The organism is Serratia sp. LACPHL-BACT-2024-00286, from assembly GCF_043109535.1.
GTDB lineage: Bacteria > Pseudomonadota > Gammaproteobacteria > Enterobacterales > Enterobacteriaceae > Serratia > Serratia sarumanii.
In genome coordinates this window covers 174,634-199,422 of sequence record NZ_JBICNA010000001.1, presented here as the reverse complement: position 1 = coordinate 199,422, position 24,789 = coordinate 174,634, and the positions used below count along the sequence as shown (strand labels likewise).

The window sequence follows — 24,789 nt, the reverse complement described above, 5'->3', positions numbered from 1 at the left end:
CCCCGCATTAACGATCGGCGCTGAACGCCGCATCGTTTTCTTCATCTGTTGTGACATAGCCTGATATCTATTAAACCGAAAAACGGATTGTTTTTGAGCAGCAGCCTGGCTGCCAGCTGATATCCACAGGAAGCTTTACACACACAATGAAAGTCGTAAAACCTCTGCGCCTCAGCGCGCTTCATCGCCCCTTCTCTTGGCAAGGGCAAAACCATCTGGGCGTTTCCGTTTTGGCCTTGGCCGATATGGGGGCTTCCCCGCGCCTGCGCCCCGAACCGGAGCTGTGGCAGTTGGCCGCCGAAGAACTCACGCTGAGCGGCGGCGTGCTCGATTTGGCTATCCCCAAAGCCTGCGCGGAGTTTCTCGCCACCGGTAACGCCTACACCCACCATCAACAAGACAAAACCGCTTGCGCCGTAAAGATCCAGCTGGATTCGCTGGAAAAAACGCTGGTGGTTTTCGGCGATCGCCATTGGATCAACGATCGTCCCTCCACTCCCCTCCCTTTTGCAGAAATGCGTCTGGACTGGCGCCGGGCTTACGGCGGCACCCAGTTCGCCGATAATCCGCACGGCATCGGCGCCACTCCAGAAACATTTCCGCAGGGCCGCATCCATCGCCTACCCAATATTGAACCGCTGCAGGGGCGCCTCGCGTCTCCTCGGCAAAGCGCGCAACCGGCGAGCTTTGACGCGTTGGATATCACCTGGCCGCGCCGCTTCTCCCGCATCGGTAAAAACTACGACGCCGACTGGTTGAAAAACGGCTTTCCCGGCTTCGCCAACGATATCGACTGGCGCCTGTTCAACATGGCGGAAAGCGATCAGCAGTTTCCTCAACGCGACAGTTTGCCGCCCCGCGCCGCCTATCGAATTTGGAACATGCACCCTTCAGAACCGGTGCAGCAAGGTCATTTGCCGCCGTGGCGCACACGCTGTTTCATCAACCGGCTGCGCGGCGACGAAACGCATTTCGAAGAAATCGCGATGCGCCACACCACCGTCTGGTTCTTCCCGCATCGGGAACAGATGCTGCTGATTTATCAGGGCAGCACACGCATCAATGAAGACGATGCCGCCGACGTAATGCAGCTGATGCCGGCTTTGGAAATCGAAGGCGAGCCCCGCTCCACCGCGCATTATCGGCAGGTGTTGACCCAGCGGCTGGATAAGGAACGGGGGGCTCTGCACGCGTTTCGTGAGCAAGAGTTGTTGCCGGAAGCGTGCATCGGCGCCTGGCTGGATACGGAAACGCCGACGCAGCAAAGCCCGATGGCGGAAAATATCGCCGCCTACGAGCACCGGCAGCGCGAAGAGCACCGCCAGCGCCTGCTGCGTGAAGGCCAGGACATCGATGAACTGTTCCCGCTGCCGTCGCAAGACGCGCCGCCGAAGCTGGACGAGCTTGCCGAATTCGTCGAGCGTCTCGAAAGCCAGGCCGAGGCGCAGTATCAGGACATGCTCAAGCTGGCGCAAGCCGAGGGTATCGATCCGCGCAATCCCGGTGGGGATCACGTGCCGCCATCCGGTGCGGAAAGCTACCAGCAGCAGCGCGATCTGCTGTTCCAGGAGGCGCGCCGGCATCCCGACGCGTTCAGCGAAAAACAGCTGGGGGAAAGCGAGCGCGCGCTGCACCAAATGTATTTAATGTCGGCACAGGCGCAAAGCCCTGCGCTGCGTTTAAGCGGCGATCTGGCGCAAATCATTCGCCAACGCGTCACCGCCGCCATGCTGCGTGATAAGGATCTCAGCGGTCTTGATCTCACCGGCGCCGATCTGTCCGGCATGGATCTCTGCCAGGCTAACTTGCGCGGCGCTTTGCTGGAAAACGCCAATCTGCGCCAAACCCGACTGGCGGGCTGCGACCTTCGCGAGGCGATGCTGGCGCGCGCCGATCTCAGCGGCGCCGTCTTGCAGCAGGCCGATCTGAGCCACGCCTCTTTGGCCCTGGCGAAATGCGAAGCGACGGATTTCGGCGGCGCGCAGCTGCACGAAACCAACATTCAGCAAACGTTGTTTCAACGCTGCGATTTCACGATGGCCTCATTACGCGATTTGCTGGGATACGAAACCTTGCTCGGGCAGTGTGATTTCAGCCGCGCCACGCTGGCCAACATTACGCTGATGGAGCTGCAACTGGAGCAGCTGACATTCAGCCACGCCCGGCTCGACAAAGTCAGCTTCGTCAAATGCCGCTTGCAGGCGGTGAACTTCGATCGGGCGCGGCTTGAAAGCTGCGCCTGGGTTGATACCGAGACGCAAAGCCTCAGTTTCCGCGCCGCACGCCTCACGGCCTGCGCCTTCGCGGCAAAGACGCTGCTGCCGCAGGCGGATTTCAGCGACGCGACGCTAAACCAGTGCAATTTACGCCAGATGCCGTTGCAGCGGGCCAATTTCAGCCGTGCGCGTCTCAATAATTGCGACCTGTCGGAAAGCCGGTTGAACGAGGCTGATTTCCGTCAGGCCAACGGCAGCGGCAGCCTGTTCATTCGCAGCGATCTGTCTCGCGCCAACCTGCGCGACGCCAATTTCATTGCGGCGATCCTGCAAAAATGCGTGCTGTCGGGCGCCGACCTGCAGGGCGCCAATCTGTTCCGGGCCGACCTGTCGCAGTCGCAAGTGGATCAGGCGACCCGGCTCGAGGGCGCCTATACCGCCAGGGTGAAAACATTGCCTCGCCACAACGGGAAGGAAGTATGACCTCAAAGCCAGAGCAAATACGCCAGCGCGTGAAACGCGGCGAGCTGATTGCCGGTGAGGATTTGCACGGCCTGTCATTCGCCGGTATGGATTTGGCCGGCGGCATGTTCAATGAACTGAACCTGAACGGCGTGAACTTCTCCGATTGCGATCTGCGCGACAGCGTCTTCAGCAATTGCCGGCTCGAACAGGCGCAATTTGCACGGGCGAACCTGAAGCAAACGGCCTTCAACCAGTGCGCCATGTCGGGCGGCCGCTTCAGCGAGAGCCATATCGAACTGACGATGTTCAACGACTGCCGGCTTGAACAGGGCGACTTCAGCCGGCTGGCGCTCAACCAAAGCCACTGGATGTCATGCCAATTGGCCGGCGCGAATTTTTCCGCCACTCAGCACGATCGCACCACCTTTTACGAAAGCCCGCTCGACGGCGCTGCGTTGAATCAGGCGCGGTTATCTCTTGTCACGTTCTTCCGATTAAACCTCCGTGACACGCGGTTTGAAGGGGCAGATTTCGACCGCGTCACGTTTTTCGAATGTGACCACCGCGGCAAAAGTTACGCCGGGCAGCGCCTGATCGCCTGCCAGTTTACCGATAACCAACTGGACGACGTCGATTTCAGCCAGGCGACGCTGCGTCAAAGCAACTTTAAGGGCGCTTCGCTGCGGCGCGCCAACCTGGCGGGCGTGCAGGCGCAGCAGTCACTGTGGCTGGAGGCCAATCTGACCCACGCGCAGTGCCGCGGCGGGCAGTTCGATCAGGCGATCTTCAGCGAAGCGACGTTGGACGCCGCCAGCTTCAACCAGGCGCGCCTGTATCAATGCGTATTCCAGCACAGCCGCGCGGCGCGCTGTGATTTCAGCGACAGCGACCTGACCTACGCCGACTTCTGTTATGCCGACATCGGCGCCGCCGATTTCCGCCGCGCGCGCTTTATGCGCACCCGCATGCACCGCGCCCATCAGCAGCAAACGCGCTGGGGCGATCGCAGCGGAATTCTCGAGCGCGACGAAGAGCTGTACGCCGCCGAAACCTGGAGCGCACAGCGCCAGAGCCGAATCTGAATGCATTGACCACTTCACGAGGGGATCACCATGAGCGTTGCCAACACAACCCGCGCCGTCAACATCGCACCGCCCCAGCAGGCCGCCGGCCAGGTCGTCAACCTGTTGCCGGACGGCAGTCTGGTGGTGGAGTGCGAAGGCCGCGGCTGGCATTGCCGCCGGGCGGCGAGCTGCCTGCTGACGCCGGCACTCGGCGATAACGTGCTGGTCGCCGGCTGCGGCCACCAGCTGTGGGCGATCGCCGTCCTTGAGCGCGCGGAACCGCAAAGCGCGGCGCGGCTGAGCGTTGCAGGCGATCTGCACATTGAAACGCCGAGCGGCTCACTGTCGCTGCACGGCGCGCAGGCGCTGAAACTGAGCGGCGACGCCATGACGCTGCAGGCCAACAGCGGCGACTGCCAGGTCGACAAGATGAAATACAGCGGCGAAGAGCTGTCGGCCTTCGTCAGCATCAGCCGCCTGGTCGGCAAACGCTGCGAGTCGCTGTGGCATTCGGTCAGCCAGATCAGCCATTCGCTGTTCCGCAAAGTGCGCCAGACCGAGCACGTGCGCGCCGGGCAGCTGGATTACCAGGCGGAAGATTACGCCCGCATTCATGCCCGCAACACGCTCATTACTTCAAAAGACATCACCAAGCTGGATTCGGAACAAATCCACGTCGGATAACCTGCGGAGGCCTTTTATGTTTGCCAACAGCCAAATGATCGGCGTGGACCTGGCGTTTCCCGACGTCTGTCTGACGCCAAGCCCGGCGCCAGTACCCGTGCCCTACCCGGATATCGCCCTGGCGCCGACCGCCATTCCGAACGCGTTCAACATTCTGTTCGTCGGCACCCCGGCGCACAACATGGCGACGGTGACGCCGCTGACCAACGGCGACAACCCCGGCGTGGCCACCGGCGTCGCCTCCGGGACAGTGATGGGGCCGTCCCGCCACCTGACCGGCGCCTTTACCGTGCTGCTCAAAGGCACCCCGGCCACCCGGCTGACCAGCCTCAGCCTGCAAAATTCCACCAACGCGCTCGGCATGCGCATCGTGCCGAGCCAATTAAAAGTGTTGCTGCTTGCGCCCTGATGACGGCGCCCTATTACACAGCCATTAAACAAGAAGAGGACATTGTGAAAACACGGATTACCCTGACGCTGCTGACCGCCCTGACGCTTGCCGGTTGTTCCACGCCGCCGCCACCGCCGCCGGCGCTCAATAACGACGCCATCGTCAGCAGTGAGGTCAACGGCGTCACGCTAAAGCACCGCGCCGCAGTGAGCGCGCCGCAACAGTTCAAGCCGATCGGTGAGGAGTACCGCAGCCTGTACGCCGCCAGCATCATGAGCAGCCCGAATTATACCGGCACCGCCGTCGGCAGCCTGGACAACGCCGCCGCGTTCTACGCGCTGGGCGAAGTGGAAAACAACTGGCTGGCGATCTCCGCCATCCGGGGCGGCGACCTGGTGGGTTACATCCAGGCCAACGCCGGCGTACCGGAAGCGCGCTACAAATCGACGCTGCGCAAAGATCTGCCGCGCCGCGCGCGCGCCGCCAAACAGGACTGCGTCAAAGTCGGCGGCGACAGCAAGGCGTGTAAAAACGCCGGCTCAGCCACCTGGATCCTCCAGTAGTCAGCACGCCTGCGGGCGACGAGATTCCCATGATGACGACCCCTATCGCTTCCCGCTGGTGCGGGATGCTTTTTCTACTGCTGGGCGCACTGGCGCTCGGCGGCTGCATGTCTTCCGCCAAAAGCGTGCCGTCGCGTTACAGCCTGGTGTTCGATGCCGATCGCCAGGTCAACGCCGCCGCCGGCGCGCAACCGGCGCCGATAAAAATTCGCGTGCTGCTGCTGCGTTCGGATGCGGAATTCATGGATGCCGACTTCTTCAGTCTGCAAAACGACGCCAAAAGCGTGCTCGGCAATAGCCTGCTGGACAGCGATCAGTTCTTCCTGACGCCGGGCCAGACCGGCAAAAAACTCGGTGGGCAAAGCGCGTTGGATGCGCGCTACATCGGCGTGATCGCCGAATATCAAAATCTGGACGGCAAAACCTGGCGCCTTTCACTGCCGCTGCCGGAACCCACCGAAACCAATTTCTACAAGGTATGGCAATTCTCGCCGGATGAGCTGGAAGCGCATATCGTCGCGGGCGTGAGTGGCCTGCGCCCCGTAAAAAAGGTCGACTGACCTACCGCTGCGCTGAAGCGAAGTAACTATAGGTGTGATGATGAAAGATGCTCATAAGGTTGTCTGGACTGAGGGGATGTTTTTGCGCCCCCACCATTTCCAGCAGGCGGAAAACTATCTCGAAGGCTATATGCGCAACTGGGGCCAGGCCCACAGCGGCTGTTTCTGGGGATTCCTCACCCTGGATCTGGACCAAACGCTGCTGCGCCAGGGCAAGATTGCCCTCAACGCCGCCAGCGGCATCATGCCGGACGGCACGCCGTTTCGCTTCGCCGGCGCCCAGCAGGCGCCCGCGCCGCTGACCATCGCCGAAAACAAGACCGGCGAAAACGTGGTGCTGGCCCTGCCGACCTACCGCGCGGGGCGTGAAGACGTGATCTTTCAGGAAAGCCCGGAGGCGCTGGCGCGCTATCTGGCTTACGAGAACGAAGTCGACGATCTCAACGCCGTCTCGGTGGGCAGCGCGGCGCTGCAGTTTGGCCGCCTGCGCCTGCGGCTGATGCTGGAGAGCGAGCTCAACGCCGAATGGACGGCGCTCGGCGTGACCCGCGTGCTGGAAAAACGCGGCGACAACAGCCTGCGCCTCGATACCGCGCAGATCCCGCCGATGCTGAACTGCCAGGGCAACCCGGTACTGAAAACCTTCATCAACGATCTGCAGGGCCTGCTGCAACAGCGCAGCCAGCAGATGAGCCAGCGCCTGCTGCAGCCGGGCCGCGGCGGCAGTTCCGAAATGGTCGATTTCATGCTGCTGCAGCTGATCAACCGCCACCTCGGCCAGGTGAGCCACGCCTACCACCTCGACCATCTGCACCCGGAGCGCCTGTTCGCCGATTGGCTGCAGTTCGCCACCGAGCTCGCCAGCTTCTCGGCGCAGCGCACCCCGGAAGGCCGTCTGCCGGTGTATGACCACGACAACCTGGCGCTGTGCTTCGGCAAGCTGATGCTGTTGCTGCGCCAGGGGCTGTCGGTGGTGCTGGAAGACAACGCCATTCAGCTGACGCTGGTCGAACGCTCCCACGGGCTGAACGTCGCCACCGTGCAGGACGCCAAAATGATGCGCGACTTCGGCTTCGTGCTGGCGGTGCGCGCCGACGTGGCCGCCGAGGTGTTGCTGACCCATTTCCCGGCGCAGATGAAGATCGCCCCGGTCACGCGCATCCGCGATTTGGTGCAGCTGCAGCTGCCGGGCATCGGTTTGCGCACCATGCCCGCCGCGCCGCGCCAGATCCCCTATCACGCCGGCTACACCTACTTCGAGCTGGAAAAAGGCGGCGACCTGTGGAAACAGATGGAAAAATCCAGCGCCTTCGCTCTGCACCTGGCGGGCGAATTCCCGGGGCTGGACATGGAATTTTGGGCGATTCGCAGCCATACGGACCGGTAACCTATGACTCAGGAAAATAGCATGGCGCCGGCGGCCAACCCGCTGGTGGACGCCGCCAACCCGCTGCTGAACGCCATTTCGCAGATCCGCCAGTCGGCCACGCACGCCAACCCGGCGCAGCTGCGCCAACAGCTGATCGACGAAATGCGCCGCTTCGAGATCCGCGGCCAACGCGCCAACCTGCCGTACGAGGTGATCATCGGCGCGCGTTATTGCCTGTGCACCGCGCTGGATGAAGCGGCGGCGCTGACCCCGTGGGGCAGCAACAGCGTGTGGTCCGGCAGCGGGCTGCTGGTGACCTTCCATAACGAAACCTGGGGCGGCGAGAAATTCTTCCAGCTGCTGGCCAAGCTGTCGCAAAGCCCGCGCGAGCACATCAACCTGCTGGAGCTGATCAATTATTGCCTGCTGCTGGGCTTTGAAGGCCGCTATCGGGTGATGGAAAACGGCCGCTCGCAGCTGGAAACCATGAAACAGCGCCTGCTGCAGCTGATCCGGTCGGTGCGCGGCGGCTATGCCCCGCCGCTGTCGCCCCATGCGCTGGATCTGCCGGTACAGCAGAAACTGTGGCGCCCGCTGGTGCCGCTGTGGGCCTGCGTGGCGCTGACCGGCTTCCTGGCTTCGCTGCTGTTCATCGCCCTCAACTGGCGGCTGGGCGACAACACCAGCCCGGTGCTGGCGGCGATTTACCAAACCAATCTGCCGCAGGTGGCGATCGGTAACCCGGCGCCGGCCGCACCGCCGACGCTGAGCCTGAAGAGCTTCCTGCGCAAAGAGATCGCCGAAGGGCTGGTGGTGGTGCGCGACGAAGCGCAGCAAAGCGTGGTGATCCTCAAAGGCGACGGGCTGTTCGACTCCGCCGCCACCACGGTGCGCGCCAACTATATTCCGGTTATCGACCGCATCGCCGCCGCCATGAACGGCGTCAGCGGCAAAATCCTGGTCACCGGCTACAGCGACAACGTGCCGATCCGCAGCGCCCGTTTCGCCTCCAACTGGGAGCTGTCGCTGGCGCGCGCCGAAGCGGTCAGCGCCCGGTTGCAAAAGCACCTCGCCAACCCGCAGCGTGTCAAGGCCGAGGGCCGCGGCGAGAGCAATCCCGTCGCGCCGAACGATAACAAAGTGAACCGCGCGTTGAACCGCCGGGTAGAAATTACGCTGTTGGTCGCCCCGGAAAATACCCAGGCGGAAATCAACGGCTTGCCGCAAGGAACCGGAAAGTAATGCTCAGTACGTTATTCTCCATCATCACCAGCCGCCTGCTGTGGGGCTTTGTCGGCATTACCGCGCTGGCGTTCATCATCTGGATGATCGGCCCGCTGGTGGCCATCGGCGACTATCGCCCGCTGGAGCCGGAACTCAACCGCCAGATCGCCATCGGCGTTATCTACCTGATCTGGTTCCTGTGCCGACTGATCCCGCGCCTCTACAGCGCCTGGTTCAACAGCCGCCTGCTGAGCAACCTGCGCGCCGCCGAAGCGGTGCCGGCGGAAGACGGCAAGCCCGAGGTCAAACAAGACGATCAGTTGGCGCAGCGCTTCGACGAAGCGGCGCAGCTGCTGAAAAAGGCGCGCTTCACACCGGGCCAGGGCGACGGCAAACACCGCTGGATGACCCGTTTCAGCCGCCAATACCTGTACCAACTGCCGTGGTATGTGATCATCGGCGCGCCCGGCGCCGGCAAGACCACCGCGCTGGTCAACTCCGGCCTGCACTTCCCGCTGGCGGATCGCTTCGGCAAATCCGCGCTGCGCGGCGTGGGCGGCACCCGCAACTGCGACTGGTGGTTTACCAACGACGCCGTGTTGCTCGACACCGCCGGCCGCTACACCACGCAGGAAAGCCAGCGCGAAGAAGACGCCGGCGAGTGGCAAAGCTTCGTCGCGCTGTTGAAAAAATACCGCACCCGTCAGCCGATCAACGGCGTGATGGTGACCATCAGCGTCGCCGATCTGCTGAGCGACAGCGCCGAAGCGCGCGCCGCCCAGGCCAGCGCGCTGCGCAAACGCCTGATCGAACTGCACGAACAGCTGGGCATTCACTTCCCGGTCTATGTGCTGGTCACCAAAACCGACCTGCTCAACGGCTTTATGGCCTACTTCGGCAGTTTCGACAAAGCACAGCGCGACCAGATCTGGGGGTTCACCTTCCCTTACGAGCGCTCGCGGCAGCCGGACTTCAACCTGAACGCCGCTTTCGAACAGCAATACGCCCTGCTGCAACAGCGGCTGGACGCGGCGCTGCCTGATACGCTGCTGATGGAGCACGACGCGCGCCAGCGCGCCGAAAGCTACCTGTTCCCGCAGGAGTTCGCCGCGCTGCGCCCGCTGCTCGGCCAATACCTGGAGCAGGTGTTCGCCACCTCCAGTTTTGAAACCCGCTTTACCCCGCGCGGCATCTATTTCACCAGCGGCACGCAGGAAGGCCTGCCGTTCGACCGGGTGATGGGCGAGCTGAACCGCTATCTGCAGCTGCCGACGGCAAACTCAGGGGCGCAGGCCAACGCGGCCTGGGACAGCGTGGGCCAGGAAGCGCCAATCCCGGCGGCCAAGGGCCAAAGCTTCTTCCTGAAAGAGACGCTGGAATCGGTGGTCTTCCAGGAATCCGGGCTGGCGGGCAGCAACCGCTGGTGGGAATACCGCAACCGCGCCCTGCACTGGGCGGGTTACATCGCGCTGGCGGTGATCCTGGCGGTGCTGGCGATGCTCTGGTTCACCAGCTACGGCAACAACAAGGCCTATCTGGCGGAAGTGGCCGCCAAAGTGCCCGGCGTCGAGCGCCAGGGGCAAAACCTGACGCAGTTGGGCAACGGCGACATGTTCTCGCTGCTGCCGTTCCTCAACAGCCTGCTGCACCTGCCGGACAGCCAAAACTTTTCGCTGGACGATCCGCCGTTCACCTACCGCATGGGGCTGTTCCGCGGCGATCAGGTGAGCGACGCCGGCAATGCGCTGTACCAAAAAGCGCTGAAAGAGCTGCTGCTGCCGCAGGTGGCGCAACAGATCGCCGCCACGCTGCGCAACGACAACCACGGCGATGCGGACTTCAGCTACGAAGCGCTGAAGGCCTACCAGATGCTGTATCTGCCGAAGCAGTACGACGGCAAATTCCTGCGCGCCTGGGTGATGCTCAACCTGCAGCGCAACCTGCCGCAGGGCAGCACCCAGAAACAGCTGCAGCAGATCGAATGGCATTTGGGCCAGTTGCTGGATGCGCAGATCCAGGCCTCGCCTTACGCCAAAGACGACCCGCTGGTGGCGCAGGCGCAGGCCGCCATCAACCGGGCGCCGCTGTCGCAGCGCGTCTACGGCCGCCTCAAGAGCCTGCTGCTGAAGCAGACCGACATCAAGCCGGTCAGCCTGGTCGATTTGGCCGGCCCGCAGACCGAGCTGGCGTTCAGCCGCAAAAGCGGCAAACCGGTGACCGACGGCGTGCCGGGACTGTTTACCTCGCAGGGGTATTGGAAAGCGTTCAACGACAACATCGATCCGGTGACCGACACCCTGCGCAAGGAAGACGTCTGGGTGTTGAACAGCCAGACGCCGGAGCAGAAGAGCGCTGATTTGACCAAAACCATCCGCCAGCTGTACATGCAGGACTTCATCAGCGCCTGGGATGAGCTGCTGGGGGATATCCAGCTGGCCAACATCGGCAACCTGACCCAGCGCATCAGCAGCGCGCGCCTGTTGTCCGGCAACCCGTCGCCGATGCGTAACCTGCTGGTCAACGTCAGCAAAAACGTCACCCTGCGCGACGAGAAAAGCGACGCCGATTCCCGTTCGCTGCTGGCCAAAACCGAAGACAGACTGAATCAAAACGCCAATCGCACGCTGGAAGCGCTGTTCACCAACCGGCCGGCCAACGCCGACGGCGACGTATCCGCCCAGCCGGAACAGCTGGTGATGGCGCACTTCGCGCCGCTGCTGGAGCTGGCGCAAAGCCAGGGCGAAGGCAATAAGGCGATCCCTTTCGACAGCGTGCTCAAGCAGGTCGATGAGCTGTACAGCTATCTGACGGCGGTTCAGGGCGCGGCCAACAGCGGCATGTCGGCGCCACCGAGCGACATCATCCCGCGTCTGCAGGCCGAATCCGGCCGCTTGCCGGTGCCGTTCAAACAGATGCTGCTGTCGCTGGCGATCGGCGCCAGCAGCGACACCCAGCGCAAAGAGATGGAGAACGTGAAAAAGCGCATCAGCTTCGAGGTCGGCAGTTTCTGCCGCCAGGCGATCGCCGGCCGTTATCCGCTGGTGGCACGGGCGCGCCAGGAAGTGACGCCGGACGATCTGGCGCGCATGTTCGCGCCGAACAGCGGGCTGATGGACAGCTTCTTCCGCGACAACCTGCAGGGCAAGGTCGACACCACCCGCGCCAACTGGCGCTTTACCCCCGGCGTGGACGGCAAGACGCTGCCCGGCGGCGAAGGCATCCTGCGGTCGTTCCAGCAGGCGCAGCGCATCCGCGACGCCTTTTTCGCCAACGGCACCGCGACGCCCTCGTACCGCGTGACCGTGCGGCCGGTGCGGATGGATAACGACATTCTCAACCTGACGCTGGATATCGACGGGCAACTGTTCAAATACAGCCACGGCCCGCAGGTGCCGCTGGTGGTCAGCTGGCCGGGCACCCGCAATACCAACCAGGTGCATCTGCAGCTGGCACTGGCCAACGGCACCACCGCCAGCCTGGTGACCAGCGGGCCGTGGGCGCTGAACCGCCTGGTGGATATGGCGCAGTCTTCGGGCACCGGCGGCCTCGGCCGTCAGGCGACCTTCAATCTTGACGGCCACCGCGTCACGCTGGAGTTCACGCCCAACAGCATTCGCAATCCGTTCCAACTGCCGGCCTTCTCGTGCCCGTAGCCCCGAAAGGACATGACCATGAGCACTGATTCAAGCGCCCCGACGAGCATCGGCTGGTACGGCAAACTCCCTTCCGCCGGCGACTTCCTGCAACGCCGCCTGCCCGATCCGGTGGTCAACAACTGGGCCCACTGGTTCCATAACGGGCTGGTGAATTTGCAGCGCGATGCGCAGGGGCCGAACGGCCACCCGTTCAGCAACGCACCGGTGTGGAACTTCGTGATCCCCGCCACGCTCGGCAGCCCGTACGTGCAGATGGGTTGCCTGTTGCCGGCGCGCGATCGCGTCGGGCGACGCTACCCGATCTGCGCGCTGCGCCTGTTCAGCCAACAGGATTGGCGGCCGCAACAGCTGAACATGGCGGCGAGCTGGTACCAACAGCTCGGTTATACCCTGCTGAACGGCGTGCGCAACGGTTTCTCCGCCGAGCAGATCGACCGCACGTTGCAGGCGATCCCGGCACTGCCCAGCCCGCCGGCGGAAGCGGATTCCGAGATATTGTCGATTATCGGTTTCCAGCATCCGGACGTGCCGGGCCTCGGCTGGCAACAGGCCGCCGACTGTTTCGACCCGGCGCAGTACACCAGTTTCTGGTGGACCAATCAGGCCGACGGACACCCGCTCTACACCCACGTGCACAGCGGCAACCTCACCGTGCAGCTGTTTTCACTGCTGTTCGAGCCCAACGGCTGGGCGCGCCCCGGCCGCGGCGGCCAGTACCCGCAAATGTTTGATTAACATCGCTCGTTGAAGGAAATTTTATGGCTATCGACACCGATACCCTGCTGGCCCCGGTCGACGCGGACAATCCCTGCGGCGACAACCTGGAATACGACGCCGACTTTCTGGCGATGGAACAAGCCGCCACCGGCAAGGCCGAACAACAGTTCGGCAGCACCATCATCCCGGAAGAAGCGCCGGATTGGGTGCAGGTCGAACGCCTCGCGACCTCGCTGCTGACGCGCACCAAAGACCTGCGCGTCATGTTGTATCTCACCCGCGCCTGGACCCAGCTGCGCGGGTTGCCGGGCTACGCCGACGGGCTGACGCTGATCCACCAGTCGATGGCCCGTTACTGGGACGCCCTGCAGCCGCCGCTGGAGTTCGACGGCGAGGCCGACCCGCTGTTTCGCATCAACGCGCTGGCCGACCTTGGCGACAAAGCCGCGCTGGCCGCCAGCGTGCGCGCCGCGCCGCTGCTGAAAAGCGCCGCCGGTGAAATCTCGCTGCGCGATGCCGGCGCCCTGCTCGACGGCAGCAAGCAGGAGTGCCCCAACTTTCCCGGCGGCCGCGCACGGCTGCAGGATGAGCTGGCGCAACAGGATCGCCCCGAAGGCGCCCTGGTGGCGCGCATCGCCAACACCCTGAGCGCCATTCGCGGCGAAGTGACCCGTCATCTGGGGGAAAGCGCGCTGCCGGAAATGAGCGCGCTCACCAAGGTCTTTTCGCTGGTGGCGCTCGCCGGCCAGAGCGAGGCCCCGGCCGCCGCCGAACCCGACGCCCCGCCGGAAGCCGCCGCCGTGCAGCCACCCGCCGCCGTGCAGAGCGCCACCGCCCCGCTCAACTGGCGTAGCGCGCAGATCCAGTCGCGTGACGACGCCCAGCTGATGCTGGACAAGGTGAAAAACTATTTTCGTCTTCATGAGCCGAGCCACCCGGCGCCGCTGATGATCGATCGGGTCCAGCGGTTGATTACGCTGGACTTTATGCAAATCGTCCGCGATTTGGCGCCCGATGGGCTTAACCAACTGGAGACCATTCTCGGTCGCCCCGACAACGAGGAGAACAGCTAGCCGCCGACCTTTGTTCTCTTGACGCATCCGATACCGTCTGCCCCTGAGCAGACCCGAATCAGAACCTGACTCTCCCAGCCGGACGAGGCGCGTTCCCAATCGCCATTAGATGGAGTAAATCATGTCAAACTCGAAATCCCGCAGCGGGCAGAAATTCATCGCCCGCAACCGCGCGCCGCGCGTACAGATTGAATACGATGTCGAAATTTATGGCGCAGAGCGCAAAATCCAGCTGCCGTTCGTGATGGGCGTGATGGCGGATCTGGTGGGGAAAGCGGTCGATCCGCAAGCCAGCGTGGAAGAGCGCAAGTTCATGGAGATCGACGTCGACAACTTCGACGAGCGCATGAAATCGCTGAAGCCGCGCGTCGCTTATCAGGTCGACAACACCCTGACCGGCGAAGGCAAGCTGAACATCGATCTGACCTTCGAAAGCATGGAAGACTTCTCCCCCGCCGCCATCGCCCGCAAGGTCGACGCGCTGGACAATCTGCTGGACGCCCGCACCCAGCTTTCCAACCTGCTGTCCTACATGGACGGCAAGAACGGCGCCGAAGAGCTGATCTCCAAGATCCTGCAAAACCCGGCGCTGCTGCAATCCCTGACCGACGCGCCGAAGCCGGCGGTTAACGACGAAAACAACGAGCGTGAGGATTAATCGATGAGCAACTCGCCTCAGCAACAAAATGCGTTGCAGACCACCGAGACTTTTTCCAGCGATGAATTCAGCGCGCTGCTGAACAAAGAGTTCCGGCCGAAGACCGATCAGGCCAAAGAAGCGGTCGAGAACGCGGTGAAAACCCTGGCGCAGCAGGCGCTGGAAAACACCGTCACCGTTTCTTCCGACGCCTACCGCACCATCCAGGCGCTGATTGCGGAAATCGACGAAAAGCTGTCGCAGCAGATCAACCAGATCATTCACCACGACGACTTCCAGAAGCTGGAAGGCGCCTGGCACGGCCTGCATTATCTGGTCAACAACTCCGAAACCGACGAGATGCTGAAGATCCGCTTTATGAGCATTTCCAAGCAGGAGCTGGGCCGCACGCTGAAGCGTTATAAAGGCGTGGGTTGGGACCAGAGCCCGATCTTCAAGAAAGTCTACGAAGAAGAGTATGGCCAGTTCGGCGGTGAACCGTTCGGCTGCCTGGTGGGCGACTACTACTTCGATCACAGCCCGCAGGACGTGGAGCTGCTGGGCGAAATGGCCAAGATCGGCGCCGCCTCGCACTGCCCGTTCATCGCCGGCACCGCGCCAAGCGTAATGCAGATGGAGTCCTGGCAGGAGCTGTCCAACCCGCGCGATCTGACCAAGATTTTCCAGAACACCGAGTACGCCGCCTGGCGCAGCCTGCGCGAGTCGGAAGACGCGCGTTACCTGGGCCTGGTGATGCCGCGCTTCCTGGCGCGCCTGCCGTACGGCATCCGCACCAACCCGGTGGACGAGTTTGACTTCGAAGAAGACACCGACGGCGCGACCCACGGCAACTACACCTGGACCAACGCCGCCTACGCCATGGCCGCCAACATCAACCGTTCGTTCAAAGAGTTCGGCTGGTGCACCGCCATTCGCGGGGTGGAATCCGGTGGCGCGGTGGAAAACCTGCCGTGCCACACCTTCCCGAGCGACGACGGCGGCGTGGACATGAAGTGCCCGACCGAGATCGCCATCAGCGATCGCCGCGAAGCCGAGCTGGCCAAAAACGGCTTTATGCCGCTGGTGCACCGCAAAAACTCCGACTTCGCCGCCTTTATCGGCGCGCAGTCGCTGCAGAAGCCGGCGGAATACTACGATGCCGACGCCTCCGCCAACGCCCAGCTTTCCGCGCGCTTGCCGTACCTGTTCGCCTGCTGCCGCTTCGCGCACTACCTGAAGTGCATCGTGCGCGACAAAATTGGCTCCTTCCGCGAGCGTGACGACATGGAACGCTGGCTGAACGACTGGATCATGAACTACGTGGACGGCGATCCGGCCAACTCCTCGCAGGAAACCAAGTCGCGCAAACCGCTGGCCGCGGCGGAAGTGCAGGTGGAAGAGATCGAAGACAACCCGGGCTATTACAGCGCCAAGTTCTTCCTGCGCCCGCACTACCAGCTGGAAGGCCTGACCGTCTCCCTGCGCCTGGTGTCGAAGCTGCCTTCGCTGAAGCAAAACGACGCGTCCTGATGGGCTGAAGTCAGGCCGCGATAGTGCGGCCTGATAAATAAAACATGGAGGTAAATCATGGGAACAAGACCCCGTTTTCTGGCTGCCTGGACTGCGGCTAAAAATATTTACGACCCAAACGATCCTCTGGGAAAAGTTAAAAATACGATTGGCGGTGCCGTAAAACGAAATTTTGAGATACCCGCCGAATCAGGTGGCTGGGAAAACAGCTGTGCCGTAAGAATGAGTTACGTGCTCAATTACACAGGCCATCCGGTTCCCAGAATAGGTCAGTTCACCGTCTCAGGCGCAGATAAAAAATGGTACTTTTTCCGCGTGCGGGATTTGATTCCCTACCTGACTAAAACGTGGGGAAAACCTGACATGATTGTTAATTACCCTCAATTACCGGTCACGCAACTGGCCAACAAAAAAGGATTAATACTTTTTGAAGTATCAGGTTGGGGAAATGCGGGCGGGCACGCCACTTTCTGGAACGGAACCAGTTGTTCAGATCATTGCTATTTCAATGAACCCGGAACCAATTACTCTACTCCGCGAGCCAATTTTTGGGAGTTGCCATGAACAAGTTAATCACAATCGGATTGGCAACTACCTTGTTGGCACTCTCGCAGTCATCGCTCGCCAAGGACATTCAAGATCCGGTGGCATTTATCAAACAGATGCCTTATCACCAGGTCGTAAAAGAACTGGCATTGTCACGCTGCCTGGCACAGGTCTCCGATTCGGATAAAGCATTCTCTCTTGATGCAGCCAGAACAGCGAATGCGATGAGAGAATGGATGCCATTCGATATCGAATCAGGTGATGAGAAAATCAATGTTCTCATCGACAAATATAAATCCAGAATCAATGAGTTTCACAGTGAAACTAAAGACAAGAGTCAAGGCGTCACCTTGAACTGTCTGCGGTTGTACCATAGCCCTGAATTGGACAAGCTTTCCCGACAGCTCATAGCAGGCAATCCAGATCGCACGTGGAATCAAGATAACGCGAAATAATTAAGCATTGAGCCATTAGCACTTAATAGTGGCTCGGTAACCCGTACCGATAGTTTTCGGTATTTAATAAGGTGCATGGCACAAGGATATAAATTGGTAATGCATTACCACACTTGCAATTCCTGCTGCTATTACCTGAGTTTTTCAACGTAACGTTAATACTACTGTTAACCCTTAATAAAGAGTGAAGAAACTATGGCTATTGATATGTTCCTGAAAGTTGAAGGTGCCAGCGGCGAATCTAAAGATTCGAATCACAAAGGCTGGACCGACATTACTTCTTTCTCCTGGGGCGCTTCTCAACCGGGCAATATGGGCGTTGGCGGCGGCGGTGGCGCCGGTAAAGTGTGCTTCAACGATCTGCACGTTAACGCGCTGGTCGACAAGTCAACCCCGGCGCTGCTGAAGCACTGCTCCAGCGGTAAGCACCTGACCAAGGTTGAGTTGTCTGTCTGCAAGGCGGGCGGTACTCAGGTTGAGTACGTTAAAATCACCCTGGACGACGTGCTGGTCACCGCCGTGCAGTACACCGGCGCAGGCGGCGAAGACACCGTGGGCGTCACCTACTCGTTCCAGGCGGCGAAAGTGAAACAGCAATACTGGGAGCAGAGCGACAAAGGCGGCAAAGGCGCCGAAAGCAGCGCAGGTTGGAACATCAAGGAAAACCGCGAAGCTTAATTTGTATGCCCCCCGGTTACGGCCGGGGGTCTAATATAGGGAAATAACAATGAATAATAGCCGCCCCATTTTTTCAGCCGCATGGGCTGCAAGCACTAAAATATATAACGCGCAATATTCAGCTCAGAATGTTGCCGAGATTATCGGTGGGCGTGTAGCCATGAATATTGCGCCTAATGGAAAGTGGGAAAACACCTGCGCTGTACGCATGAGCTACATCTTGAATAAATCTGGCTTTCCTATTCCTTATGTAAAAGATCAGACCGTATCAGGCGCCGATCGTCAATGGTATTTTTTTAGAGTTAAAGATCTTATCGCTTATTTGACAAAGATCTGGGGCAAACCCGACCTTCGAGTCAAGTTCCCTCCTCCAGGTGGTGGTGAATTAGCAGGAAAGAAGGGGATCATATTGTTTGAAATTGCAGGTTGGAGCGATGCCGGAGGACATGCTACGCTCTGGAATGGGAACGGCGATTGTTATGATCATTGTTATTTCAATGAACCAGAAGCTCGCTATACAACAAATTACGCTAACTTTTGGGTATTGAGATGAAAAAAATCCTTATCTCCTTTTTTTGTCTATATGCCACTTGTGCTATAGCACAGAAAAATCAAGAAGAACCTATTGAAAAGTGGCCACCGCAGGCAGCATACAGAAACTATTTGCAAAACTATAAAGATATCGCTCTAACCTACTGCATTTCAGTCGCTTATAAGACATCACCAGAAGCCAGCAAAGATGCAATTGCCTCATCGAATGGAATCGATGCGTGGTCATACTATGCAATTCGTGATGAAGAATCCCCTATAATTGCGCTGACAAAGCAGTACTTGCAAAAGAATTACAATGCTAAGGATGGGAAAAGCCGCTTAGACTTAATGAAGTGCATGGATATGTACCATAGTAAAGATCTTGACAAACTTGCGAAAGACTATGTACAGCGCCCTAATGATAATTGGGTGAAAGACAATCCGGATAGAATAAATGAAAATCCTCCTCGGAAATAATCAGTGAAAAGAATCTTACTGACTGTGGCCATCGCCGCAACGTTGAACGCTAATGCAGCGACAAAAATTGACTACTCCCCTGCCGAGTACCTCAAAAACTACGCGCTTAGCGTTTGTATCGCCGAGGGATACTCAGCGAAAGAAGTCAAAAACGATGCCGCCGCCGCTGCTCGGGGTTACATGGAGTTCGGCGATTATTCTCTGGAAGCGCATACCGCTGTCAGGGCGCTGGCAAAAGAATTTCTGGCAAAGCCCTATGACAGCATGTCTGGGGAGCCGATGACGATGGCAAAGTGCATCGATCTTGTACATAGCCAAGCGTTGCAAGCCATCATCAAGAAATACCAAGGGAAAGACGACAACTGATATCAGAGTTGCTCAAACGACGGCTCATATCAAAGGTTATCTCGGATGAGAAGATACACGTACTTTTTAATGTCTCTGCTGCTCGGAAGCCATGTAGTCCTTGCTGAAAACTCGCTCAACGCTTTATCGCAAGAGGCACTATATAAAAATTGGTTAACCAGCCGCTGCATTGGGAAATCCACTGACTCAGAAAGAACCAAACAAGACGCCTTCCGTTCCGCCGCCGCCTATTTAGAATTGAGTGAACTGCCTCTGGATGCATTCGAACAAGGTGAAAAACTGGCTGAACAGTATGCCAATAAAAATAACCAAGGCTCAGTTAAAGGGAGTTATCATATTTTAGCGTGTCTTTCGCTGCAGAGCGCCAGTGAAGCTAACGTCATCTTTTTTCGCTACTCTAATCAGTAAATTAGTTATAAGAGGGTAGTTACCTTGGGATAATCAAGAAATCTAATTTCAACTCTCTAATCAACAAGCCTTCAATTAATAACAAAAGCATTTCGTAAAATTAAGACCACAACAAGCCTTAGTGAACAAGTTAAGAAACAACTTAACGGCTTGCCAAAATACCCGCCAATTTTGGCAAGCCACAGATCGAATCATTAATTATTGCACTACCTCCTAATCAGCAGGAATGCCTTATGCGATTTTCCATTGTAAAAAATAAAAGCGGCCAGGTTCCGCCGCAGAGCAGTTGCGATTTTCTGCCGCCGGGCGGCACCATCGGCCGCAGCGTGGACAACAACCTGGTGCTGCCGGACGAAGAGCGCGCCATTTCCCGTCTGCAGGCGATCGTGCATATTTCCGCTGACGGCGAATGCCGCATCACCAACCGCGGCAACGTTACCCGCGTGCTGCTGAACGACATTCCGCTGGAACGTGGCCGCCAGGTTGAACTGCAGGACGGCGACGTGCTCGGCATCGACGATTACCAGATTGAAGTCAGCGCGCTGCAACAGCACGCCGCGCCACAGGCTCAACCGGTGGCCAAGGCCGCCGCCACTGCCGCTGCTGCGGCCCCTGCAGCCGCCGCCAAAGAAAAATCCGCCGCGCCAATCCCCAACGAAATCTGGGACAGCCTGGTGGAAGAATTCACGCCGAATGCGCCGGCCGCCGCCACAGTCACACCGCCGCCGGTCGCCAATCCAGGCAACCACCCGCTGCTGGACACTCCCGCTCGCGAGCTGAACCCGGCCGATCCGCTGGCGCAGCTGGCGGGCGATGTCGATCTGCGCCAGCTGCAGCAGCAGCAAACCGATCCGGCAGCGCTGTTCAACACCGACACCACCTTTGAGCGCGAACACATCCTGGCCGATACCACTCCCAGCGCGCTGCTGGCGGAGCAGGCTGCGCCGCCGCGCCCGGTGGCTCCCACCCAAAAAACGCAGCAACCGGAGCAAGAGCTGGATCCGCTGGCGCTGTTCGGCGGTTCATCCGCGCCCGCTTCACCAGAAGCGTTGAACAGCAACGATCCGCTGGGGCTGCTGATGGGCGGCGCCGTGCCGCTGGCCCAGCCGGAGGAACCGGTACAGCCGCCCGCGCCGCCGTCTCCGCCGCCGATCGCCGCACAACCGCAAGCGCCGCGCCCACAGCCGACGCCGCCACCTGTGCAAATCCCCGAGCCGCAGCCCCAACCCGCGCCGCAGTTCAGCCAGGAGGAACCACCCGTGCAGCCGCCGCGCCCGCGTCAGGGCAACCGCCTGGGCATCGATCCGGTCGCCTACCAGTCCGCCCAGCGGCAACACGCCGCCGCGCCGAATGGCGACACATTGGAAGGGCCGTTGCTGGCGGCGCTGCTGCAAGGCATCGGTCTCGACGATCTGCAGCCGCAGCCGCACTTCGACGAACAACAGATCCGCCAGGCCGGCCGCCTGCTGAGCCTGTTCTCGCAAGGCACCGTCGCCCTGCTCTCATCCCGCTCGATCCTCAAGCGCGGCGTGAAGGCCGAGATGACCATGATCCTCGACGAGGCCAACAACCCGTTCAAGCTGCTGCCTTCGGGCAAAACGGTGCTGATGCAGATGTTCGGCAGCCAGATGCCAGGCTTTATGCCGCCGGAGCAGGCGGTGCGCGACGCGCTGATCGACCTGCAGGCGCACCAGCTGGGGATGATCGCCGGTATTCGCGCCATCATCGCCGCCATGCTGCAGTCGTTCAACCCGGAGCGTCTCGAAGAGGAAGCGCGCAAGGAAGGCGTGGCGCCGCGCCTGTCGCTGCCCGCCAACCGCAAGGCTGCGCTGTGGGACTACTTCGTGAAGAACTATCAGCAAACCTCCGGCGAGATCGAGGACGATTTCCACACCCTGTTCGGCGAAGCCTTCCTGCACGCCTATGACGTTGAAGTGAATCAATACAAAGACTCACAGACCAAACCGGACGCGTAATGAATATCACCATAGCCTCTACCTCCAACCAGGGCGGCCGCGCCTCCAACCAGGATCAGACCGGCGAGGTGCTCGGCAACCGCGCCGCCTGCTTCGTGGTGTGCGACGGCATCGCCGGCTTTCCGGGCGGCGATATCGCCGCCAAACTGGCGCGCGATACCATTTTGCAAAACTTCGACGGCGAAAAGCACCTGAACGCCCAGAGCATTCGCCAGCACATTACGCGCGCCAACGCCGCCATCCACCAGCAGCAGCGGCAGTCGGACGAATACAGCAAGATGGGCACCACGCTGGTCAGCCTGTTTATCGATCGCGATTATCAGCTGGCCTACTGGGCGCACGCCGGCGACAGTCGCCTGTATCTCTTCCGCCGCGGCTACCTGCATGCCGTTACCACCGACCACAGCCTGATCCAACAGATGCAGGACGCCGGTTATCAGACCAACGGCATCAACAGCAACCTGCTGTATTTCGCGCTGGGGCTCAATGAAGAGCGCGACGCCACCTACAGCGACGTGCTGCAGCTGGAAGACGGCGACGTTTTCCTGCTGTGCACCGACGGCTTCTGGCACAGCTTCAGCCAGGCCGAACTGGAACAGTCGCTGCACATGGTCAACTCCCCCAGCGAGTGGATCGCCCTGATGCAGCAGGCATGGAAGAAAAACAATAACAGCGATAACTACAGCGCTATCGCCGTCTGGATTGGCTCACCGCAGGAAACCACCCTGCTGCATTCGCTGGCGGATGCGGAGCGGTTTCTGAGCCGCGACTGAGCAGCGCACATTCACAGCAAGGTTCACTATGAAATATTGGATGCCGGGGCTCGTCGCCCTGATGGCGGTGCCGACCGCGCAGGCGATGAACTATCGCCTGGTTTACTCCCCCAGCCAGAAGCTGGAAGTGTTTATCGATGACGTCAAAAACAGCAATCCGGCAAGCTGGTGCGGCAAAAGCATCCCGCTGCGCATCGTCTCGGCGCAAAGCCAGGATCCGGCGGTGCTGAACGACTTCCTGCCGCGCGTCGGCAATCTGCTGGAAAAGCAGTGCCCGAAAACCGGCCACCTGCCCTGGACGCTGACCGACAAGCGCGGTGAGAAGCTGGCCAGCGGCGAGGCCGCCAAAGCGCGCGGCTGGAAACCGGTGGTCAAACAGGAGGCCGTCGAGCAGCCGCAGACCCCGCCGCAGCCGGCGATCCCTGCGGCGGTAGCCGTGACCTCTCCGCAAGCGGACACCGCGCCGGCTCAGCGTTTCAGCCTGCCGCAGGGCTGCCACTTCCGCACCTTCTGGCGTGACGAAGCCAACGGCGGCGCGCTGTTCATTCCCGCCGGCGACGCGCTGCGCTGCGGCGAAGACGGCTGGCTGCAGGGCAGCGGCGCGGTCACGCTGCAACAGGGCGGCAAAACCCTCTCGCCGACGCTGTGGTTCCTGCAAGGCTATCCGCTGGCGCAGATCAACGGCGGCGATCGCGCGCTGACCGTCGTCAGCGCCAACGCCCAGCGGCTGGTTCTGGGCGGCAACCCGCAGGCGCCGGGCAGCTTCCTGCTGCTGAGCTTCGAACCGAAGCTGCACGCGTGGGCGTTCAACGGCGAAGCGATCGTTGAAATGCCGCGCGTCGACGCCGCAGACGAGAACAAGATCAAACAGCGCCTGCAGCAGGCGCAAACCGCCTGGCAACCGCTGCTGAGCGCCCCCGCTCCGCTGACCTTCAAGCTGGTGGAAAAGCTGGCCGCAGACCGGGTCGATCCCGCCAGCGGCAGCTACCTGTCGGTTAACGGCGCCACTCACTGATTATAAGGAAAGCCTGTGAAATCATTAGCAAGCATGCTGCAAGGCCAGTCGATCGGCGCGGCCATCACCGCCGTCGAAAACGATATCAAGGCGAAACCGGCGGATGCCGACCTGCGCGCCGCGCTGGTGCAACTGCTGTGCCTGAGCGGCAACTGGACGCGCGCCAACGCGCAGCTGAAATCCTGGCAGGCGCTGAAACCGATAGCTCAACCGACCACGCTGCTGCTGATGCAGTCGGTCAACGCCGAGCTGCAACGCCAGGCGGTGTTTGCCGGCACGGCCGCGCCGGCGCTGCTGCGGCAGGATCAGCCCTGGCTGAAACTGATGGTGCAGGCGCTGCATCAGGATGCGCAAGGGGCGGCCGAACAGGCCCAGGCGTTGCGCGATGAAGCGCTGGAGGCCGCCCCGGCCGGCGCCGGGCGGTTAACGCTGGCCGAAGGCGACCAAGAACGGCAGCTGCGTTTCGACTGGCTGACCGACGGTGACGGCCGCCTCGGCCCGGTGTGCGAGCTGGCGCTGAACGGCGTTTACTACTGGCTGCCGTTCGCCGACATCGCCGCGATCCAGTTCCAGGCGCCGCAGAGCGCCATCGATCTGGTGTGGAGCCATGCGCTGGTGCGCCTGACCGACGGCCGCGAACAGGTGTGCCAACTGCCCGCCCGCTACCCGCTGGCCGAAGACAGCGACGACGCGCTGCTGCTCGGCAAACGCACCGAATGGCAACCGCTGGGCGACGGCACCCACTATGCGGGGCTGGGCTTGAAGACCTGGCTCAGCGAAAGCGACGAATTCCCGCTGCACAGCCTGCGGCAGCTGAGCTTCGACGCGAGCGCCTGACCATGAACGACAAGCGCCCACCCCACTACGACGGCGGCGATCTGCACCGCCAGGGCTATCGCTATCGTCAGGACAGCGAGCGCCTGACGTCGCGCGACAAAATGCAGCCGGTGCTGCTCGACATGCTGACCGACGACGAGCCGCAGAAAAAACAGGAGACGCAGGTGCGCAACCTGGTGTCGCACAGCGAACTGCGCCGCCGGGTGCTGCGCGATCTGCAGTGGCTGTTCAACTGCGTCAACAGCGAATCCAATCTGGATCTCGGCGATTTTCCTCAGGTGCGGCGCTCCACCCTGAATTACGGCATCGCCTCGCTGGCGGGCAAGCGCATGTCGGACATCGAATGGCTCGACATTCAGCGCGCGCTGACCGAGTCCATTCTCCATTTCGAGCCGCGCATTTTGCCCGAAGGGTTGCAAGTGCGCTGCATCTCGGACACCGGCTCGCTGGAGCTGCACAACGTGTTGTCGATCGAAATCAAGGGCCGCCTGTGGTGCGTGCCCTATCCGCTGGAGTTTCTGTTCCGTACCGATGTGGATCTGGAAAACGGCCACTTCGATCTGAAAGACATAGGGTAA

25 protein-coding genes are annotated in these 24,789 nt (G+C 60.8%); all 25 read left to right on the top strand.

Going from position 1 to position 24,789, the window contains the following annotated elements; all coding sequences use genetic code 11:
* Window positions 1-146 precede the first annotated feature (146 nt).
* The 25 genes from ACF8MC_RS00975 (at window position 147) to ACF8MC_RS00855 (ending at window position 24,789) form a co-directional block, all read left to right on the top strand.
* On the top strand, window positions 147-2,699 hold the full coding sequence (locus ACF8MC_RS00975; RefSeq protein ID WP_164104849.1) for a DUF2169 domain-containing protein: 2,553 nt from the start codon (window positions 147-149) through the stop codon (window positions 2,697-2,699).
* Entirely contained in the window at window positions 2,696-3,763 is a 1,068-nt protein-coding gene (locus ACF8MC_RS00970; RefSeq protein WP_060430230.1) for a pentapeptide repeat-containing protein, read from the top strand. Before ACF8MC_RS00975 ends, ACF8MC_RS00970 begins: the two co-directional genes overlap by 4 nt.
* A 30-nt stretch (window positions 3,764-3,793) precedes the next feature.
* Window positions 3,794-4,429, top strand: coding sequence for a DUF3540 domain-containing protein (locus ACF8MC_RS00965; RefSeq protein ID WP_033653621.1), 636 nt, complete (start codon window positions 3,794-3,796; stop codon window positions 4,427-4,429).
* Window positions 4,430-4,445: 16 nt separating this feature from the next.
* Window positions 4,446-4,838 carry a DUF4150 domain-containing protein gene (locus tag ACF8MC_RS00960; RefSeq protein WP_004934933.1) on the top strand — a complete coding sequence of 131 codons (393 nt, stop codon included), beginning with the start codon at window positions 4,446-4,448 and terminating at the stop codon, window positions 4,836-4,838.
* Window positions 4,839-4,882: 44 nt separating this feature from the next.
* On the top strand, window positions 4,883-5,383 hold the full coding sequence (tagV, locus tag ACF8MC_RS00955; RefSeq protein WP_033638520.1) for a type VI secretion system accessory protein TagV: 501 nt from the start codon (window positions 4,883-4,885) through the stop codon (window positions 5,381-5,383).
* A gap of 29 nt (window positions 5,384-5,412) precedes the next feature.
* Window positions 5,413-5,943, top strand: coding sequence for a type VI secretion system lipoprotein TssJ (gene tssJ, locus ACF8MC_RS00950; protein WP_048321733.1), 531 nt, complete (start codon window positions 5,413-5,415; stop codon window positions 5,941-5,943).
* 40 nt (window positions 5,944-5,983) lie between these two features.
* Entirely contained in the window at window positions 5,984-7,330 is a 1,347-nt protein-coding gene (tssK, locus tag ACF8MC_RS00945; RefSeq protein WP_033638522.1) for a type VI secretion system baseplate subunit TssK, read from the top strand.
* 21 nt (window positions 7,331-7,351) lie between these two features.
* Entirely contained in the window at window positions 7,352-8,554 is a 1,203-nt protein-coding gene (locus ACF8MC_RS00940) for a DotU family type VI secretion system protein (RefSeq protein ID WP_049272050.1), read from the top strand.
* Window positions 8,554-12,189 carry a type VI secretion system membrane subunit TssM gene (gene tssM / locus ACF8MC_RS00935; protein ID WP_164104850.1) on the top strand — a complete coding sequence of 1,212 codons (3,636 nt, stop codon included), beginning with the start codon at window positions 8,554-8,556 and terminating at the stop codon, window positions 12,187-12,189. The genes ACF8MC_RS00940 and tssM overlap by 1 nt, the downstream gene beginning before the upstream one ends.
* Window positions 12,190-12,207: 18 nt before the next feature.
* Window positions 12,208-12,927: a type VI secretion system-associated protein TagF gene (gene tagF, locus ACF8MC_RS00930; RefSeq protein WP_033647808.1), complete on the top strand. Its 720-nt coding sequence runs from the start codon at window positions 12,208-12,210 to the stop codon at window positions 12,925-12,927.
* Window positions 12,928-12,950: 23 nt separating this feature from the next.
* A complete protein-coding gene (gene tssA, locus ACF8MC_RS00925) occupies window positions 12,951-13,982 on the top strand; it encodes a type VI secretion system protein TssA (protein WP_041035655.1) in 1,032 nt (343 codons plus the stop codon).
* 121 nt (window positions 13,983-14,103) lie between these two features.
* Entirely contained in the window at window positions 14,104-14,640 is a 537-nt protein-coding gene (gene tssB, locus ACF8MC_RS00920) for a type VI secretion system contractile sheath small subunit (RefSeq protein WP_033635026.1), read from the top strand.
* Window positions 14,641-14,643: 3 nt separating this feature from the next.
* Entirely contained in the window at window positions 14,644-16,149 is a 1,506-nt protein-coding gene (tssC, locus tag ACF8MC_RS00915) for a type VI secretion system contractile sheath large subunit (protein WP_016927259.1), read from the top strand.
* A 57-nt stretch (window positions 16,150-16,206) separates the two neighbouring features.
* Window positions 16,207-16,713 carry a type VI secretion system amidase effector protein Tae4 gene (locus tag ACF8MC_RS00910; RefSeq protein WP_074025815.1) on the top strand — a complete coding sequence of 169 codons (507 nt, stop codon included), beginning with the start codon at window positions 16,207-16,209 and terminating at the stop codon, window positions 16,711-16,713.
* Window positions 16,710-17,150: a T6SS amidase immunity protein Tai4 family protein gene (locus ACF8MC_RS00905; protein WP_074025814.1), complete on the top strand. Its 441-nt coding sequence runs from the start codon at window positions 16,710-16,712 to the stop codon at window positions 17,148-17,150. Before ACF8MC_RS00910 ends, ACF8MC_RS00905 begins: the two co-directional genes overlap by 4 nt.
* Before the next feature lie 195 nt (window positions 17,151-17,345).
* On the top strand, window positions 17,346-17,828 hold the full coding sequence (locus ACF8MC_RS00900; RefSeq protein WP_004961372.1) for a type VI secretion system tube protein Hcp: 483 nt from the start codon (window positions 17,346-17,348) through the stop codon (window positions 17,826-17,828).
* 49 nt (window positions 17,829-17,877) lie between these two features.
* On the top strand, window positions 17,878-18,381 hold the full coding sequence (locus tag ACF8MC_RS00895) for a type VI secretion system amidase effector protein Tae4 (RefSeq protein WP_164104851.1): 504 nt from the start codon (window positions 17,878-17,880) through the stop codon (window positions 18,379-18,381).
* Window positions 18,378-18,836 carry a T6SS amidase immunity protein Tai4 family protein gene (locus ACF8MC_RS00890; RefSeq protein WP_033653617.1) on the top strand — a complete coding sequence of 153 codons (459 nt, stop codon included), beginning with the start codon at window positions 18,378-18,380 and terminating at the stop codon, window positions 18,834-18,836. The genes ACF8MC_RS00895 and ACF8MC_RS00890 overlap by 4 nt, the downstream gene beginning before the upstream one ends.
* A gap of 18 nt (window positions 18,837-18,854) precedes the next feature.
* The gene (locus tag ACF8MC_RS00885) at window positions 18,855-19,202 is read left to right on the top strand and encodes a T6SS amidase immunity protein Tai4 family protein (RefSeq protein ID WP_202637606.1); all 348 of its coding nucleotides are present in this window, start codon (window positions 18,855-18,857) and stop codon (window positions 19,200-19,202) included.
* A gap of 69 nt (window positions 19,203-19,271) precedes the next feature.
* Entirely contained in the window at window positions 19,272-19,610 is a 339-nt protein-coding gene (locus ACF8MC_RS00880) for a T6SS amidase immunity protein Tai4 family protein (RefSeq protein WP_223915260.1), read from the top strand.
* A 233-nt stretch (window positions 19,611-19,843) separates the two neighbouring features.
* Complete coding sequence (gene tagH / locus ACF8MC_RS00875) at window positions 19,844-21,586, top strand: type VI secretion system-associated FHA domain protein TagH (protein ID WP_164104852.1); 1,743 nt, start codon at window positions 19,844-19,846, stop codon at window positions 21,584-21,586.
* Complete coding sequence (locus tag ACF8MC_RS00870) at window positions 21,586-22,359, top strand: PP2C family serine/threonine-protein phosphatase (RefSeq protein ID WP_015378289.1); 774 nt, start codon at window positions 21,586-21,588, stop codon at window positions 22,357-22,359. The genes tagH and ACF8MC_RS00870 overlap by 1 nt, the downstream gene beginning before the upstream one ends.
* A gap of 28 nt (window positions 22,360-22,387) precedes the next feature.
* Window positions 22,388-23,374, top strand: a complete 987-nt coding sequence (locus tag ACF8MC_RS00865) for a hypothetical protein (protein WP_033653614.1) — start codon at window positions 22,388-22,390, stop codon at window positions 23,372-23,374.
* Between the two features lie 15 nt (window positions 23,375-23,389).
* Complete coding sequence (locus tag ACF8MC_RS00860; RefSeq protein WP_265093611.1) at window positions 23,390-24,211, top strand: type VI secretion system accessory protein TagJ; 822 nt, start codon at window positions 23,390-23,392, stop codon at window positions 24,209-24,211.
* 2 nt (window positions 24,212-24,213) lie between these two features.
* Window positions 24,214-24,789, top strand: coding sequence for a type VI secretion system baseplate subunit TssE (locus ACF8MC_RS00855; protein ID WP_033635032.1), 576 nt, complete (start codon window positions 24,214-24,216; stop codon window positions 24,787-24,789).

What these genes read in the sequence shown, in the direction of transcription:
- tssA (WP_041035655.1), top strand. Translation starts at nt 12,951, where the DNA reads ATGGCTATCGACACCGATACCCTGCTGGCCCCGGTCGACGCGGACAAT.
- ACF8MC_RS00905 (WP_074025814.1), top strand. Translation starts at nt 16,710, where the DNA reads ATGAACAAGTTAATCACAATCGGATTGGCAACTACCTTGTTGGCACTC.
- tssK (WP_033638522.1), top strand. Translation starts at nt 5,984, where the DNA reads ATGAAAGATGCTCATAAGGTTGTCTGGACTGAGGGGATGTTTTTGCGC.
- ACF8MC_RS00895 (WP_164104851.1), top strand. Translation starts at nt 17,878, where the DNA reads ATGAATAATAGCCGCCCCATTTTTTCAGCCGCATGGGCTGCAAGCACT.
- ACF8MC_RS00890 (WP_033653617.1), top strand. Translation starts at nt 18,378, where the DNA reads ATGAAAAAAATCCTTATCTCCTTTTTTTGTCTATATGCCACTTGTGCT.
- ACF8MC_RS00970 (WP_060430230.1), top strand. Translation starts at nt 2,696, where the DNA reads ATGACCTCAAAGCCAGAGCAAATACGCCAGCGCGTGAAACGCGGCGAG.
- ACF8MC_RS00870 (WP_015378289.1), top strand. Translation starts at nt 21,586, where the DNA reads ATGAATATCACCATAGCCTCTACCTCCAACCAGGGCGGCCGCGCCTCC.
- tssB (WP_033635026.1), top strand. Translation starts at nt 14,104, where the DNA reads ATGTCAAACTCGAAATCCCGCAGCGGGCAGAAATTCATCGCCCGCAAC.
- ACF8MC_RS00960 (WP_004934933.1), top strand. Translation starts at nt 4,446, where the DNA reads ATGTTTGCCAACAGCCAAATGATCGGCGTGGACCTGGCGTTTCCCGAC.
- tssM (WP_164104850.1), top strand. Translation starts at nt 8,554, where the DNA reads ATGCTCAGTACGTTATTCTCCATCATCACCAGCCGCCTGCTGTGGGGC.
- tssC (WP_016927259.1), top strand. Translation starts at nt 14,644, where the DNA reads ATGAGCAACTCGCCTCAGCAACAAAATGCGTTGCAGACCACCGAGACT.
- ACF8MC_RS00855 (WP_033635032.1), top strand. Translation starts at nt 24,214, where the DNA reads ATGAACGACAAGCGCCCACCCCACTACGACGGCGGCGATCTGCACCGC.
- ACF8MC_RS00975 (WP_164104849.1), top strand. Translation starts at nt 147, where the DNA reads ATGAAAGTCGTAAAACCTCTGCGCCTCAGCGCGCTTCATCGCCCCTTC.
- ACF8MC_RS00880 (WP_223915260.1), top strand. Translation starts at nt 19,272, where the DNA reads ATGTCTCTGCTGCTCGGAAGCCATGTAGTCCTTGCTGAAAACTCGCTC.
- tagH (WP_164104852.1), top strand. Translation starts at nt 19,844, where the DNA reads ATGCGATTTTCCATTGTAAAAAATAAAAGCGGCCAGGTTCCGCCGCAG.
- tagF (WP_033647808.1), top strand. Translation starts at nt 12,208, where the DNA reads ATGAGCACTGATTCAAGCGCCCCGACGAGCATCGGCTGGTACGGCAAA.
- ACF8MC_RS00940 (WP_049272050.1), top strand. Translation starts at nt 7,352, where the DNA reads ATGGCGCCGGCGGCCAACCCGCTGGTGGACGCCGCCAACCCGCTGCTG.
- tssJ (WP_048321733.1), top strand. Translation starts at nt 5,413, where the DNA reads ATGATGACGACCCCTATCGCTTCCCGCTGGTGCGGGATGCTTTTTCTA.
- ACF8MC_RS00900 (WP_004961372.1), top strand. Translation starts at nt 17,346, where the DNA reads ATGGCTATTGATATGTTCCTGAAAGTTGAAGGTGCCAGCGGCGAATCT.
- ACF8MC_RS00910 (WP_074025815.1), top strand. Translation starts at nt 16,207, where the DNA reads ATGGGAACAAGACCCCGTTTTCTGGCTGCCTGGACTGCGGCTAAAAAT.
- ACF8MC_RS00865 (WP_033653614.1), top strand. Translation starts at nt 22,388, where the DNA reads ATGAAATATTGGATGCCGGGGCTCGTCGCCCTGATGGCGGTGCCGACC.
- ACF8MC_RS00965 (WP_033653621.1), top strand. Translation starts at nt 3,794, where the DNA reads ATGAGCGTTGCCAACACAACCCGCGCCGTCAACATCGCACCGCCCCAG.